This window comes from Streptomyces sp. NPDC111606 (assembly GCF_055656945.1).
The window spans coordinates 426301-440142 of sequence record NZ_JBVKBY010000008.1; the positions used below are offsets into that span (position 1 = coordinate 426301).

Below are 13842 nucleotides of genomic sequence, written 5' to 3' on the forward strand. Positions count from 1 at the left end.
ACGTTGAGGAGTGCTCGCGAACTCGTTCCCCACTGCTGACATCGGGTACTCTCTGGGAAGCCCCTCACGCGGCGCTATCTGACTGAACTCCCCCAGGGCCGGAAGGCAGCAAGGGTAGGTTGGCTCTGGCGGGTGCGTGGGGGGCCCTTGCGTTCCCGTGGCCTGGACCGCCGGGGCCGGGTTGTCAGTGGGCGCCTATAACCTCGTATGCGTGTCGTCTCTCGCGCTGTACCGCCGCTATCGCCCGGAGTCGTTCGCCGAGGTCATCGGGCAGGAGCATGTCACCGACCCGTTGCAGCAGGCGCTGCGGAACAACCGGGTCAATCACGCGTACCTGTTCAGCGGTCCGCGCGGTTGCGGCAAGACGACCAGCGCGCGGATCCTCGCGCGGTGCCTGAACTGTGAGCAAGGTCCTACGCCAGCCCCCTGCGGCGAGTGCCAGTCCTGCCAGGACCTCGCCCGCAACGGCCCCGGGTCCATCGACGTCATCGAGATCGACGCCGCGTCGCACGGTGGTGTGGACGACGCCCGTGAGCTGCGGGAAAAGGCCTTCTTCGGACCGGCGAGCAGCCGCTACAAGATCTACATCATCGACGAGGCCCACATGGTCACGTCGGCCGGCTTCAACGCACTGCTGAAGGTCGTCGAGGAGCCGCCGGAGCATCTGAAGTTCATCTTCGCCACGACCGAGCCCGAGAAGGTCATCGGGACCATCCGCTCCCGGACCCACCACTACCCCTTCCGCCTCGTCCCGCCGGGCACCCTGCGGGACTACCTCGGCGATGTGTGCGGCCGGGAGAACATCCCCGTCGAGGACGGCGTGCTGCCGCTCGTCGTGCGCTCGGGCGCGGGTTCCGTGCGTGACTCCATGTCCGTCATGGACCAGCTGCTCGCCGGAGCGAGGGAAGAGGGTGTGACGTATGCCATGGCCACCTCCCTGCTCGGGTACACGGACGGCTCGCTTCTCGACTCCGTCGTGGAGGCGTTCGCCACCGGCGACGGCGCCGCCGCCTTCGAGGTCGTGGACCGCGTCATCGAAGGGGGCAACGATCCCCGGCGGTTCGTCACCGACCTGCTCGAGCGGCTGCGGGACCTCGTCATCCTCGCCGCCGTGCCGGACGCCACCGAGAAGGGGCTCATCGACGCCCCGTCCGATGTCCTGGAGCGCATGCAGGCCCAGGCCGGCATCTTCGGCGCCGCCGAACTGAGCCGCGCCGCCGACCTCGTCAACGAGGGGCTGACCGAGATGCGGGGGGCCAACTCGCCCCGGCTGCAGCTCGAGCTGATCTGCGCGCGCGTGATGCTGCCCGCGGCGTACGGGGACGAGCGTTCCGTGATGGCCCGCCTCGACCGACTGGAGCGGGGCGTCAACTTCTCCGCCGGCGGCGGCGCCGGCATGCCCCCGATGGGGTACGTGCCCGGCCCCGACGCCCACGCGGGAGCGGCCGCCGCGCCGGTCCCACCGGGTGGCGGTCCCGCCGCGGCCCGGGCTGCCGTACGGGCGTCGGGAGGGCCGGGGCAGGCACCCGCGGCCGGTCCCGGTGCTCCGTCGGGCGGTACGGCCGCCCCGGATCCGGCGGGGCAGGGTGCGCCCACGGGGCAGACCCCGCCCGCACCCGCAGCCCCGAGCGAGGCGCCGCAGAGCGGCCACCGACCTCAGCCCTCCCAGGCTCCGCCCACCCCTGAGCCCGCACCCGCACCATCCGCACCTACGCCCGACCCGGCCGCCCCCACTCCCCAGGCCCCCGCCGCCCCTGCCCCCGGCGCCTGGCCCACCGCAGCCTCCGCAGGCGGCGGCCGACGCCCCGGCGGCTGGCCCACGGCAACCCCTGCGGGCGGCGGCACACAGCCCCCGGCCCCGACGGGCGGCACCCCGGCACCCCCACCGCAGCAGCCCCCGGCGCCCACACCCGCACCCGCCCCCACCGCAGGCGCGGCCCCCGCCCACACACCCCCGAGCAGCGGCGTCGACCCCCGCATGCTCTGGCCGAACATCCTGGAGGCGGTCAAGAACCGCCGCCGCTTCACCTGGATCCTGCTCAGCCAGAACGCCCAGGTGACAGGCTTCGACGGCACCACCCTCCAACTCGGCTTCGTCAACGCCGGCGCGCGCGACAACTTCGCGAGCAGCGGCAGCGAGGACGTCCTGCGCCAGGCACTGGCCGAGCAGTTCAACGTCCAGTGGAAGATCGAGGCCGTCGTCGACCCGTCGGGCGGCGGCTCGGCTCCCCCGCCGCCGGGCGGCTCCCCGGGCTTCGGCGGAGGCGGCGGCAGCTACGGCTCGGGCGGCGGCGGCAACAGCGGCTACGGCGGTGGCGGTGCGTCCGCCCAGCGCCCGGCCCCTCCCCAGCCCACGCCCACGGCGCCCACCCCGCCCCCGACTGCCTCCGCGTCGGCCGCCGCCCCGACCCCGGCGCCCGAGCCCTCGTACGCCCCGGAACCGCGTCCGCCGGTGAACATCGAGGACGACATCCCCGAGGACGACGACCCCGACCTCAACGAGTCGGCGCTCTCCGGCCGTGAACTGATCGTGCGGGAGCTGGGGGCGACCGTGGTGGAGGAGTTCACGAACGAGTAGCGGGGCGCGGCGTCTTGGAGGAACGTACAGGTCACGAACCCCCGGCCCCTCGTCACCCCGCACAAAAACCCCGTTAGGCTGACCCCCGTGAAGGTCCTCGTCATCGGAAGCGGCGCCCGCGAACACGCCCTGTGCCGCTCCCTGTCCCTCGACCCCGACGTCACCGCGCTGCATTGCGCCCCCGGCAACGCCGGCATCGCCGAGGTCGCCGAACTGCACCAGGTCGACGCCCTGGACGGCACGGCCGTGTCCGCACTGGCGGAACGGCTCGGTGCCGACCTCGTGGTCGTCGGGCCGGAGGCACCGCTCGTCGCCGGGGTCGCCGACGCCGTCCGCGCGGCGGGCATCCCCGTCTTCGGTCCCTCCGGGGAGGCCGCGCAGATCGAGGGCTCCAAGGCGTTCGCCAAGGACGTGATGGCGGCGGCCGGCGTCCCGACCGCCCGCTCCTACGTCTGCACGACGCCCGCCGAGGTCGACGAGGCACTCGACGCCTTCGGCGCCCCGTACGTGGTCAAGGACGACGGCCTCGCCGCCGGCAAGGGCGTCGTCGTGACCGCCGACATCGAGGCGGCCCGGGCGCACGCGAACTCCTGCGAGCGCGTCGTCATCGAGGAGTACCTCGACGGCCCCGAGGTCTCCCTGTTCGCCATCACCGACGGCGAGACGGTGCTCCCGCTGCAGCCCGCCCAGGACTTCAAGCGGGCGCTCGACGGGGACGAGGGCCCGAACACCGGCGGCATGGGCGCGTACTCCCCGCTCCCGTGGGCCGACCCGAAGCTGGTCGACGAGGTCATGGAGACGGTCCTCCAGCCGACCGTCGACGCGATGCGCCGCCGCGGCACCCCGTTCTCCGGCCTGCTCTACGCCGGTCTCGCGATCACCTCCCGCGGGGTGCGGGTCATCGAGTTCAACGCCCGCTTCGGCGACCCCGAGACCCAGGTCGTCCTGGCCCGCCTGAAGACCCCGCTGGCCGGTGTCCTGCTGGGCGCCGCCAAGGGGGAGCTCGCCGACCTGGAGCCCCTGCGCTGGAGCGACGACGCCGCGGTCACCGTGGTCGTCGCCTCGCACAACTACCCCGGCACCCCGCGCACCGGCGACCCGATCACCGGCCTCGACGAGGTGGCCGCCGAGGACGCCCCGCACGCGTACGTCCTGCACGCCGGTACCAAGCAGGACGGCGACTCGGTCCTGAGCGCCGGCGGCCGCGTCCTGTCCGTGACGGCCACCGGCACGGACCTCACCCAGGCCCGCGAGCGCGCGTACCGGGCCGTGACCCGCGTCCGGCTCGACGGCTCCCAGCACCGCACGGACATCGCGGCGAAGGCGGCGACGGGCGAATAGCCACCCCGAGCGCCCGACCCGGATAAACCCCGAAGGCCCCGAATCCGTCTCAGGATTCGGGGCCTGATCCATGCCGGGACCGGGGCCCGCCACCGTCCGGGACCAGGTCTCGCCACCTGCCGTGATCAGGGGCCTGATCCTCGCTGTCCGTCATCCACCTTTCCCCAAAGCCATTCCATCGAGTGACCGATGCCCCATCCGGCTGACGTGGGCCGAAGCCCCAACTAGGGTGCGGCGCAAGCGTTCCGGCACTTGGCCCACCGGCATTGCGATGTCAGTGGTGGGTGCCACAGTGGGGGAGTGAGCAAAGCCAGGACAGTTCGGACAGCCAGGGCAGCGCGGAGGGGGTGAGGTCCGGCCGTGACCGGTATGGGTGTGGAGATGGGTGCGCAGGCCGCGCGTGCCCGGGCCCTCGCGGTGCTGCGTATCCGCAGCCGCGCGCTGGCCGTCGCCCTGCTGCCCGCGGCGGTCGCCGTGGTGCTGCTTGCCGGCGTCTCCACGGGCCACTTCGTCGGCCCGGGCTGGCATGCCGCCCGCTGGGTCGTCACCCCCGTCGCCGTCCTCGTCCTGCTCGCCGCCGCCGCGATCGCGCTGGTGGTCGCCCGCTCCCGCCCCGCCGTCAGTCCCACGGTGCCGATCGGCGAGGAGCAGGCCCCGGACCTGTACCGGCTGGTGCGCGACCTCGCCGACCGCCTCGACGTTCCCGCCCCGTCCGCGATAGCGCTCACGCCGGACTGCGACAGCTGGCTGGAGGACCGCACCCACCCGTCCCACGGCCCGCCGCCCCCGGCGGAGGACCGCGAGGAGGACGGTCTCAACGGTCTGCGCGGCGGAAGCTCGCGCGGCCCCCACCGCCGTACGCCTGCCGCTCCCGTCCTCGTCATCGGCTCCCCGTTCCTGTGGTGGATGCGGGTCGGCGAGCTTCGAGCGGTCCTCGCCCCGGTCGTCGCCGGTACGGGACCTTCGGCGCACCCGGACATAGCCCAGGCCCGGCGCTTCGTCCGGGGCCTGGACGCCGCTGTGGCCGTCGCCTCGACGCGCGGCCGTTGCCCTGGGTCGCGGGCGGTGTGCGCGGGCATCGGGTGGGTCGCTCGGGTGCTGCTGCGCAGTTGCCGGGACCACGCGACCGAGATGGAGCGGGGCGTGGCCGCCGCGGCCGCCGAGCGTGCACAGGCTGTGGATTACGGACTGCGGATCGTCGCGCAGGAACAGGTCGGGCTGGCGTACGCGGGCTGGGACCGGCTGCTGACGCGGGTCGCGCTGCCCGCCTGGCGGATGGGCCGCTGGCCGTCCCGCCTGGACGCGGGCGTCGTCGCCGCGCTCACCGAACTCTCCCGCCGGGACCGGCTGGCCGAGGGCTTCGCCTCCCGGCTGGGCGAGCGCCCCGCCTGTGACCTGCTCGAAGAGCCCGGCGCGGTCGACGAGGCCACCTCACTGCTCGCCGCCCGCCTCTTCCACGGCGGCCCCGCCGAGCCCGGACCCGACTGGTCCCCGGTGGGCTGGCAGGAGTACCCGGAGGAGGTCGTCGACCGCAAATGGCGCACCGACGCGGCCCGCCTCCATCGCGTCCTCGACGCCCTCGGCGTCCGCCGCACCACCGAGGGCCCGGAAACCGACGGCCCCACCCTGGCCCGGGTCCTCGACCACCTGACGACCCCGGGCCCCACCGCCGCGTACCCCGACGACACAGGCCACCCCGAGCCACCCAGCGCCCAGAACCGGACGTCTCCCACGGAAGCCGGCTCCCAGCCCACGGACCCGCCCGCAGGCTCCGGCGACCGGGCCCCCACGCCCACCGCGCACCTCAAGCCCCCCAAACCCCCCTACGCCTCCATGGCCGACGACCACCCCGCCGACGACCAGGAGACCGAGCGCAGCTCCGCCCTTGCCGCAGGCATCACCGCCGAGTTGGCCCGCGAGGAGGCCGCGACACCGCCGGAGCGGACGGCGTCCCCGGACCCCGGTACGACCCTTCTGGACATCGACGCGCTCCCCCTCTTCCCGCTGCAACCGCCCCGCACCTCACGCGAGTTGCTCACGGATCATGTGACGGCGATGGTGTGCTGCGCCGCGATGGACACGGCCGGTGCGGTGCCGGGGCTGGACTGGCTCGACGGCCCGACGCTCCTCATCAACGGCGAACGGGCCGCCGACCTGACCCCCAGAGTCCTCAGCCTCATCGAGGACGGCGACCCGACGCCCCTGCGGGCCTGGCTCGTGGAGTCGGGGATACGCCCGGAGAAGCCGGTTCGCCTGGTCTGACGGCGACCGTGCCCGCCGCACGCGGTCGGAACCCCCGGTTCCACTTTCGGCCAATTCGCAACGAATAGTGACAGGATGCGTGCGGAATGTGATGTGCTGGGACCGATAGCGCACATGGCAAGGGCTTACGACATACGACAGCCACAAAAAGCTCATGTCGCACGGCAGAAACCGCAAGCCATCGCAGGCAACCGCCTGCAACACAGGGCACTTGCAGCAGACGCGCACCACACCACACGACGCTTGATGCACAACCACGGGGGAACGAGGGAGGGGTAGGGCATGGGGTCGGAGCAGATCCGCCGCTGGGAGTCGGGCGCACTGGCGCACGCCGTGACGGACCCCTTCGGTCAGGGCCCGGTCCCCTGGCTGCGCGGCAACGTGACGTACTTCGACGACACAGGCCAGGTCGTCCCCTGGTACGTCGACGGCCAGGCCCACCCACCGACGTCGGACACCCCGAGGGTCCCCGCACCCCGCAGCGCCGGCCCCCGCTCGGCCGACGACGTCCGCCGCCAGATCAAGGGCTTCATCTCCACCGGCGCGGTCGCCCCCGGCGAGGCCGTCGACTTCCACATCACCGTCGACCCGCCGCAGGAATTCGCCGTCGACATCTACCGCATCGGCCACTACGGCGGTGACGGCGCAGCGAAGATCACCACCAGCCCCCGCCTCTCCGGCATCGTCCAGCCGCCCCCGCTCACCGCCGACCGCACGGTCTCCTGCCACCACTGGTGGCTGTCCTGGCGCCTGCAGATCCCGTCGTACTGGAGCATCGGCGCGTATGTGGCCGTCCTGACCACCGCCGACGGCTACCGCTCCCACATCCCGTTCACGGTCCGCGACAACCACCCCGCGGACCTGCTCCTGCTCCTGCCCGACGTGACCTGGCAGGCCTACAACCTCTACCCCGAGGACGGCCGCATCGGCGCCAGCCTCTACCACGCGTGGGACGAGGACGGCCGGCTGCTCGGCGAGGCCGACGCCGCCACGACCGTCTCCTTCGACCGCCCGTACGCGGGCGCGGGCCTGCCCCTGCACGTCGGCCACGCCTACGACTTCATCCGCTGGGCCGAGCGCTACGGCTACGACATCGCCTACGCCGACGCCCGCGACCTGCACGCAGGACACGTCGACCCCGCCCGTTACCGAGGCCTGGTCTTCCCCGGCCACGACGAGTACTGGTCGACGAACATGCGCCGCACCGTGGAGCTCGCCCGCGAGAACGGCACATCCCTCGTCTTCCTCTCCGCCAACTCCATGTACTGGCAGGTGGAGTTGGGTCCGTCCCCGTCCGGCGTCCCGGACCGCCTCCTCACCTGCCGCAAGCGCAAGGGCCCCGGCCGCTCGGTCCTCTGGCGCGAGATCGACCGCCCCGAACAGGAGGTGATCGGCATCCAGTACGCGGGCCAGGTCCCGGAGCCGCACCCCCTGATCGTCCGCAACGCCGACCACTGGCTGTGGGAGGCGACCGGCGCCCACGAGGGCGACGAGATCAAGGACATGGTCGCGGGCGAGGCCGACCGCTACTTCCCGCGCACCCCGCTCCCCGAGCACGAGGAGCGCATCCTGCTCGCCCACTCCCCGTACGCCGACCGCGAAGGCGTCCTGCGCCACCAGGAGACGTCCCTCTACCGCGCCACCTCCGGCGCCCTGGTCTTCGCGTCCGGGACGTTCGCGTGGTCCCCGGCACTGGACCGCCCGGGCCACGTCGACGCCCGAGTCCAGCGCGCCACCGCCAACCTCCTGGACCGCATCTGCAAGCGTGACTGAGCTCACCCAGCACACCCCCAGTCCAAGGTCAGCGCCACGTACGGGACAATCGACCCATTGGACAGAACCACGGGGAGGAACCGTGTCCGGATTCGTAGAAAAGCCCGAGCCGATCCAGGTTCCGGGCCTGGTGCACCTGCACACCGGCAAGGTGCGCGAGCTGTACCAGAACGAGGCCGGTGACCTCGTGATGGTCGCCAGCGACCGTATGTCCGCCTATGACTGGGTGCTGCCGACCGAGATCCCCGACAAGGGCCGCATTCTCACGCAGCTCTCCCTGTGGTGGTTCGACCAGCTCGCCGACCTGGTCCCCAACCACGTGCTGGGCACCGACGTGCCCGCGGGCGCCCCCGCCGACTGGGAGGGCCGCACGCTCGTGTGCAAGTCCCTCCAGATGGTGCCGGTGGAGGCCGTGGCCCGCGGCTACCTCACGGGCTCCGGCCTGGTGGAGTACAACGAGTCCCGCACGGTCTGCGGCCTCGCCCTCCCCGAGGGCCTCGTCGACGGCAGCGAACTCCCCGCCCCGATCTTCACCCCGGCGACCAAGGCCGCGGTCGGCGAGCACGACGAGAACGTCTCCTACGAGGAGGTCGCCCGCCAGGTCGGCGCCGACACCGCCGCCCAGCTGCGCCAGGCGACCCTCGCCGTCTACTCCCGCGGCCGGGACATCGCCCGCGACCGCGGCATCCTCCTTGCGGACACCAAGTTCGAGTTCGGGTTCGACGGGGAGACGCTGATCATCGCCGACGAGGTCCTCACCCCGGACTCGTCCCGCTTCTGGCCGGCCGACCAGTGGGAGCCGGGCCGTGCGCAGCAGTCGTACGACAAGCAGTTCGTGCGCGACTGGCTGACCTCGCCGGCCTCCGGCTGGGACCGCAAGAGCGAGCAGCCCCCGCCGCCGCTGCCGCAGGAGGTCGTGGACGCGACCCGTGCGAAGTACGTGGAGGCGTACGAGCGCCTGACGGGCATGAGCTGGGCGTAACGCGAAAGGCCCCCGGAGAACCGGGGGCCTTTCGAAACTGAGCGAACGACGAGGTTCGAACTCGCGACCTCAACCTTGGCAAGGTTGCGCTCTACCAACTGAGCTACGTTCGCATGCGCCGTGGCGCGAGAACCACTATACCCAACCCCGCTCCCGCGCGAGCCGCACCGCCGCGTGCCGGTTTTCCGCCCCGAGCTTGGAGACGGCGGAGGACAGATAGTTCCGCACGGTCCCCTGCGACAGCGCGGCCCGCTCCGCGATCTCCGCGACGGGCGCCCCGTCGGCGGCGAGTTCCAGCACCTCGGCCTCCCGGGCGGTCAGCGGCGAGTCCCCGGCGGCGATGGCGTCGGCGGCCAACTCCGGGTCGACGTAACGGTTACCGGCGTGCACGGTCCGGATGATCTCCGCAAGCCGCTGGGCGCTGACGGTCTTCGGGACGAACCCGCGCACACCCGCCGCAAGGGCCCGCTTCAGATGCCCGGGCCGCCCGTGACTGGTCACGATCAGCACCCGGCACCTGGGCAGTTCGGCCCGCAGCGATGTGGCGACCTTCACACCGTCCGCGCCGGGCATCTGGAGATCGAGGACGGCCACGTCCGGCTCGTGCGCCCGTGCCATCGCCAGCGCCTCCGGCCCGGTCGCCGCCTCGGCGACGATCACCAGGTCGTCCTCCAGGGAGAGCAGGGTGGCGAGCGCCCCCCGGATCAGATGCTCGTCGTCGGCGAGGAGCAGTCGTACGGGCCCTGCCGGGCGGCCGGTCGCTCGGTCGCTCCGCAGGTCGGTCATACGGCGACCTCCCGCACACCCGCCCCCGCCAGCGGCACCTCGGCCACCAGCCGGAACACCGCCTCGCCCACATGACCGGCGTCCAGCGTCCCGTCCACCGCGGCCAGCCGCTCCCGCAGTCCGGCGAGCCCGGAGCCCCCACCCCCGTCGGAGGCTCCGGCAGCCCCGTCGTTCTCCACCGTCAACACCACGCGTCCCTCGCTCACCGTTACCCCCACCGAGCACCGCCCGGCATTCCCGTGCCGCAGCACATTGGTGGTCGCCTCCCGGACCACCCAGGCCAGCGCCGACTGCACCTCGACGGGCAGCCCCGCCGTCCGGCCGGTCACCCGGCACTCGATCCCGGCCGCCTTCAACACCCCCTGCGCACCGGCCAGCTCGACCTCCAGGTCGACCTCCCGATAACCGCGTACGACGTCCCGCACCTCGCGCTGCGACTCGCCCGCGATCCGCTGCACCTCGATCATCTGCTCGACGGCCTCGGGCCGCCCGCGCCGCGCGAGCTGCACGGCGAGTTCGCTCTTCAGGGCGATGACCGACAGATTCCGTCCCATGACGTCGTGCAGATCCCGTCCGAACCGCAGCCGCTCCTCGGCGACGGCGAGCCGGGCCCGGGTCTCGCGGGCCTCGTCGAGTTCGTAGACGGCGTTGAGGAGCCAGACGGAGAAACCGGAGGTGAGGGCCAGGATTCCGCAGGCGATGAAGACGGCGACCGTCGCGCCCAGCGCCGCCGGGACCGGGGAGCCGAGCGGGAGGGCCACGAGTCCGGTGGCCACCGCGGTCCCCGCGACGACCGCGAACACGCGCCGCCTGCTGCTGACGCCGAGCGTGAGGGTGCCGACCGTGAAGGCCAGCGTGCCGCCGAGGACCGTACCCGCCGCGGTGTCGACGTCCTCGCCGGCCGGTCCGTACCGCACGATGAGGGTGGTGGCGACGAGGACCGCCAGGGCGACGGCGAGGAGCCCCGCCATCGACCGCAGCGGCTGCTCACGGCGGCCGCACGTCCAGTCGAGGGCCCGTGAGGCGGTGAAGGCACAGGCCACGGCGTGCACGCACACCATCAGAAACAGCCAGCGCGCGATCCCGGGCTCGGACATCGTCGAGCCGGCGGCGGGCAGACCGAGCGTGGCGACCTCGATCACCGCGAAGAAGTGGAACGACCACCGTGTGTACGTCTCCACCTTCGCCGGTGTGCTCTTGCCCCGCCACCACGTACCCGGCCCGCGCATGCGCCGTCCCCCCTGCCTCAGTGCCGTGGCTCCCATCGGAACCACCGTCGCACAGCCAACACGCCCAGGACCGTCCAGGCCAGCCCGGTCAGCACGGGACCGATCGCCTCGTACGCCGACAGGTCGCCGGTCCAGCCACCCCGCAGCAGGGTGATCACCGGGGTCAGCGGCAGGAACTCGCACACCGACGCCACCCGGTCCGGCAGCACCTCGAGGGGGACGAACATGCCGGAGAAGATCATGGAGAGGAACACCACGGGCAGTGTCGTGACCTGCGCACTCTCGACGCTGCGGGTGAACGACGCGGTCACGGCGCCCAGCGACGCGCACAGCACGACCCCCAACAGCAGGCCCAGTACGGCGAGATGGGGAGCAGACGGCGCGCCCACGTCGAGCAGGACGGCGCAGCCGACCGCCAGCACCAGGCTCTGCGCGACGCCCGTGACCACGGCCGGCAGCGCGGCCCCGGCCAGGATCTCCCTGTCCTTGAGCTCGCCGGTGCGCAGCCGTTTGAGGACGAGCTCCTCGCGCCGCGCGGTGTAGACGGAGACGAGCGTGGCGTACACCGCGTAGAGCAGTGAGAAGCCGATCGAGGCGGGCAGGACGACCGTGCCGAGGGAAAGGCCGGCCTCCGCCAGGTCCATCCCCTTCGCCGCCTCCCGCACGCTGAAGGGCAGGAGCAGCGGCACGAACAGCGCCGCGAACAGCGTCCCCCTGCTGCGCCCGAGCAGCGTCACCTCCGCGCGGGCCAACGCCGTCATGCGTCCCACCGGGGTGGTCATCGCCGTACTCATGCCGCGTACTCCTTCTTCTCGGCGGCGCCGGCCGCCTCCCGCGCGATCCCCAGGAACGCCTCCTCCAGCGACGCCGGCCGCACGTCCAGCCGCCGCAGCTCCACCCCTGCCGTCTCCGCCCACACCAGGAGCCGGGTCGCGGTGCGCTGCAACTCGTGGGTGCGCAGCCGTACGACGCGCCCGTCGACCTCGTGCTCGCGCACGCCCATGTCGTCGAGGGGCGGCAGATCTCCCACGAAGTAGCCCTGAGGAAGCTCGAAGGAGATCCGCGAGGGCTGGGCCGCCGTAACCTCGGCCGGTGTCCCGGCGGCCGCGATGCGTCCCTCGTGCAGGATCGCGATGCGGTCGGCGAGGTTCTCGGCCTCTTCGAGGTAGTGCGTGGTCAGCAGCACGGTCGTACCGGCGTCGCGCAGCTCCCGCACCAATTCCCAGGTGTCCCGGCGCCCTTCGGCGTCGAGCCCGGTCGTCGGCTCGTCCAGGAACAGCACCTCGGGCCTGCCGAGCAGGGCCAGTGCCAGGTCCAGCCGCCGCCGTTCACCGCCGGACAGCTGCTTCACCCGCACCCCGGCCCGCCGCCCGAGCCCGACCATGTCCAGGGCCTCGGCCTCGGGCATGGCCCCGCTCACGCACCCCGCCCACATCCGCGCGGTCTCGGCGACGGTCAGCTCGGACGGAAAGCCGCCCTCCTGCAACATCACCCCGGTCCGCGGCCGTACGACGTCCCGCTCGGCGTGGGGATCGTGCCCGAGCACCCGCACCCGCCCCGCGGCGGGCCGCGCGAGCCCTTCGAGCAGCTCGACGGTGGACGTCTTGCCCGCGCCATTGGTGCCGAGCAGCGCGAAGACCTCGCCGCGGTCCACGGAGAACGTGATTCCGCGCACCGCCTCGAACCCGCCCCCGTACACACGACGCAGGTCAGTGACCTCAATCACGTGTTCGTGTTCGTTGATGTTCATGACACCAGCGTCCCGGCGATCCGACGCCGGAAGCAGTGCGCGCTGTCATCACTCCGCATGACAAATGTCAGGGGGATGCGCACCGGATAACGAAAAGACCCCGGTCCATCAGGACCGGGGTCTCATTCCCGAGCGGACGACGAGGCTCGAACTCGCGACCTCAACCTTGGCAAGGTTGCGCTCTACCAACTGAGCTACGTCCGCATTGCCCCCGACCGGCTCTCACCGATCGGTGCGAGCACCAGCCTACCTGATCCACTTCCGTGGTTCGGCCGGCGGTGCAGAGCGGGTGACAGGAATTGCACACTGCGCCTTCCCCCTGGAAGGGGGATGTTCTACTACTGAACTACACCCGCATGCTCGGCGAGCTGGGCTTTTTCTGCCTCGCTCGGCGGCGTGTCCCAGACATTAGCTGATCAGCAGGGGGGTAGCGCAAGTCGGTTGTCGCACCGGCTCAAGTCGGCCGTCCTCAGGGTGCGCTGACGGACCCTGAGGACAGGTCCTCGGAGCACCTCACTGGGCCGAGGCGAACGCCTCGTAGACCTTCTTGGGGATGCGGCCGCGGGCCGGCACCTCCATCTTGTTGGCCTGGGCCCAGGCCCGGACGGCCGCCGGGTCCGGGGCGACCTCGGTCTGCTTGTACGCCTTGCCTGACTTCGACCGCTTGCGGCCGGCGTCCACGTAGGGCGCGAGCGCCTTACGCAGTTTCTTGGCATTGGCTTCATTCAGGTCGATCTCGTACGACTTGCCGTCGAGTCCGAAGGCGATCGTTTCCGCCGCTTCCGAGCCGTCGATGTCGTCAAAGAGAGTGACCACGACCTTCTGCGCCACGAATATCGGTCCCTTCGTCCGGCATGTCATACAGCTCAGCTGGGATGACGTGCCGAGTGTCGGCTATTTGCCAATTCATTTGTACAGTGCCCGGCAATGCAATGTGAAGCCCGACTAAATCTGTCCGCGTGTCAAAAATCAAGAGGGAGCGCAGCGACTTCGATTGAGGGTGGTGGTGGGAGACGGGCGGGCGCAATACCTATCTGCGGCTGATCGGGGATCTTTCCCGTAACTTTTCGTGAACGCCCCCCTCCGGTACCTCATCGTGATGGCTGTCACGTAGCTTCCTACAACTCTACTCGCGTAGAAA

Annotated in this window: 10 protein-coding genes, 3 tRNA genes and 1 other RNA gene; 6 read left to right on the forward strand and 8 right to left on the reverse strand. The window is 71.9% G+C overall.

The features are described 5' to 3' along the window. Positions 1 to 56: 56 nt before the first annotated feature. The 6 genes from ffs to ACZ7M7_RS28845 all read left to right on the forward strand — a co-directional run bounded on the left by ffs (position 57) and on the right by ACZ7M7_RS28845 (position 8936). An RNA gene (gene ffs / locus ACZ7M7_RS28820) (signal recognition particle sRNA small type) lies at positions 57 to 151 on the forward strand. Between the two features lie 60 nt (positions 152 to 211). Beyond that, the gene (locus tag ACZ7M7_RS28825) at positions 212 to 2578 is read left to right on the forward strand and encodes a DNA polymerase III subunit gamma and tau (RefSeq protein WP_472121610.1); all 2367 of its coding nucleotides are present in this window, start codon (positions 212 to 214) and stop codon (positions 2576 to 2578) included. 87 nt (positions 2579 to 2665) lie between these two features. Further along, positions 2666 to 3919 (forward strand): phosphoribosylamine--glycine ligase, encoded by a 1254-nt coding sequence (purD, locus tag ACZ7M7_RS28830; protein WP_472121612.1) that lies wholly within the window; start codon positions 2666 to 2668, stop codon positions 3917 to 3919. Between the two features lie 360 nt (positions 3920 to 4279). Continuing rightward, positions 4280 to 6181, forward strand: a complete 1902-nt coding sequence (locus ACZ7M7_RS28835; protein ID WP_472121615.1) for a hypothetical protein — start codon at positions 4280 to 4282, stop codon at positions 6179 to 6181. 282 nt (positions 6182 to 6463) lie between these two features. Further along, on the forward strand, positions 6464 to 7954 hold the full coding sequence (locus tag ACZ7M7_RS28840; RefSeq protein ID WP_472121617.1) for a N,N-dimethylformamidase beta subunit family domain-containing protein: 1491 nt from the start codon (positions 6464 to 6466) through the stop codon (positions 7952 to 7954). Positions 7955 to 8036: 82 nt separating this feature from the next. Then, positions 8037 to 8936, forward strand: a complete 900-nt coding sequence (locus ACZ7M7_RS28845; RefSeq protein ID WP_472121620.1) for a phosphoribosylaminoimidazolesuccinocarboxamide synthase — start codon at positions 8037 to 8039, stop codon at positions 8934 to 8936. A gap of 40 nt (positions 8937 to 8976) precedes the next feature. Here the strand turns inward: ACZ7M7_RS28845 and ACZ7M7_RS28850 are convergent. From ACZ7M7_RS28850 to ACZ7M7_RS28885, 8 genes are all read right to left on the reverse strand, one after another. Continuing rightward, positions 8977 to 9049: transfer RNA gene (locus tag ACZ7M7_RS28850), tRNA-Gly, on the reverse strand. 22 nt (positions 9050 to 9071) lie between these two features. After that, positions 9072 to 9722 carry a response regulator gene (locus tag ACZ7M7_RS28855; RefSeq protein WP_383608012.1) on the reverse strand — a complete coding sequence of 217 codons (651 nt, stop codon included), beginning with the start codon at positions 9720 to 9722 and terminating at the stop codon, positions 9072 to 9074. After that, the gene (locus tag ACZ7M7_RS28860; RefSeq protein WP_472121623.1) at positions 9719 to 10951 is read right to left on the reverse strand and encodes a sensor histidine kinase; all 1233 of its coding nucleotides are present in this window, start codon (positions 10949 to 10951) and stop codon (positions 9719 to 9721) included. The genes ACZ7M7_RS28855 and ACZ7M7_RS28860 overlap by 4 nt, the downstream gene beginning before the upstream one ends. A gap of 17 nt (positions 10952 to 10968) precedes the next feature. Beyond that, complete coding sequence (locus tag ACZ7M7_RS28865; protein ID WP_383628996.1) at positions 10969 to 11745, reverse strand: ABC transporter permease; 777 nt, start codon at positions 11743 to 11745, stop codon at positions 10969 to 10971. Then, positions 11742 to 12701: an ABC transporter ATP-binding protein gene (locus tag ACZ7M7_RS28870; RefSeq protein WP_383628998.1), complete on the reverse strand. Its 960-nt coding sequence runs from the start codon at positions 12699 to 12701 to the stop codon at positions 11742 to 11744. Before ACZ7M7_RS28870 ends, ACZ7M7_RS28865 begins: the two co-directional genes overlap by 4 nt. Positions 12702 to 12832: 131 nt before the next feature. Beyond that, positions 12833 to 12905 (reverse strand) — tRNA-Gly (locus ACZ7M7_RS28875). An 80-nt stretch (positions 12906 to 12985) separates the two neighbouring features. Beyond that, a tRNA-Gly gene (locus ACZ7M7_RS28880) sits at positions 12986 to 13057 on the reverse strand. A gap of 157 nt (positions 13058 to 13214) precedes the next feature. Continuing rightward, positions 13215 to 13532 (reverse strand): histone-like nucleoid-structuring protein Lsr2, encoded by a 318-nt coding sequence (locus tag ACZ7M7_RS28885; RefSeq protein WP_148000186.1) that lies wholly within the window; start codon positions 13530 to 13532, stop codon positions 13215 to 13217. Positions 13533 to 13842 lie beyond the last annotated feature (310 nt).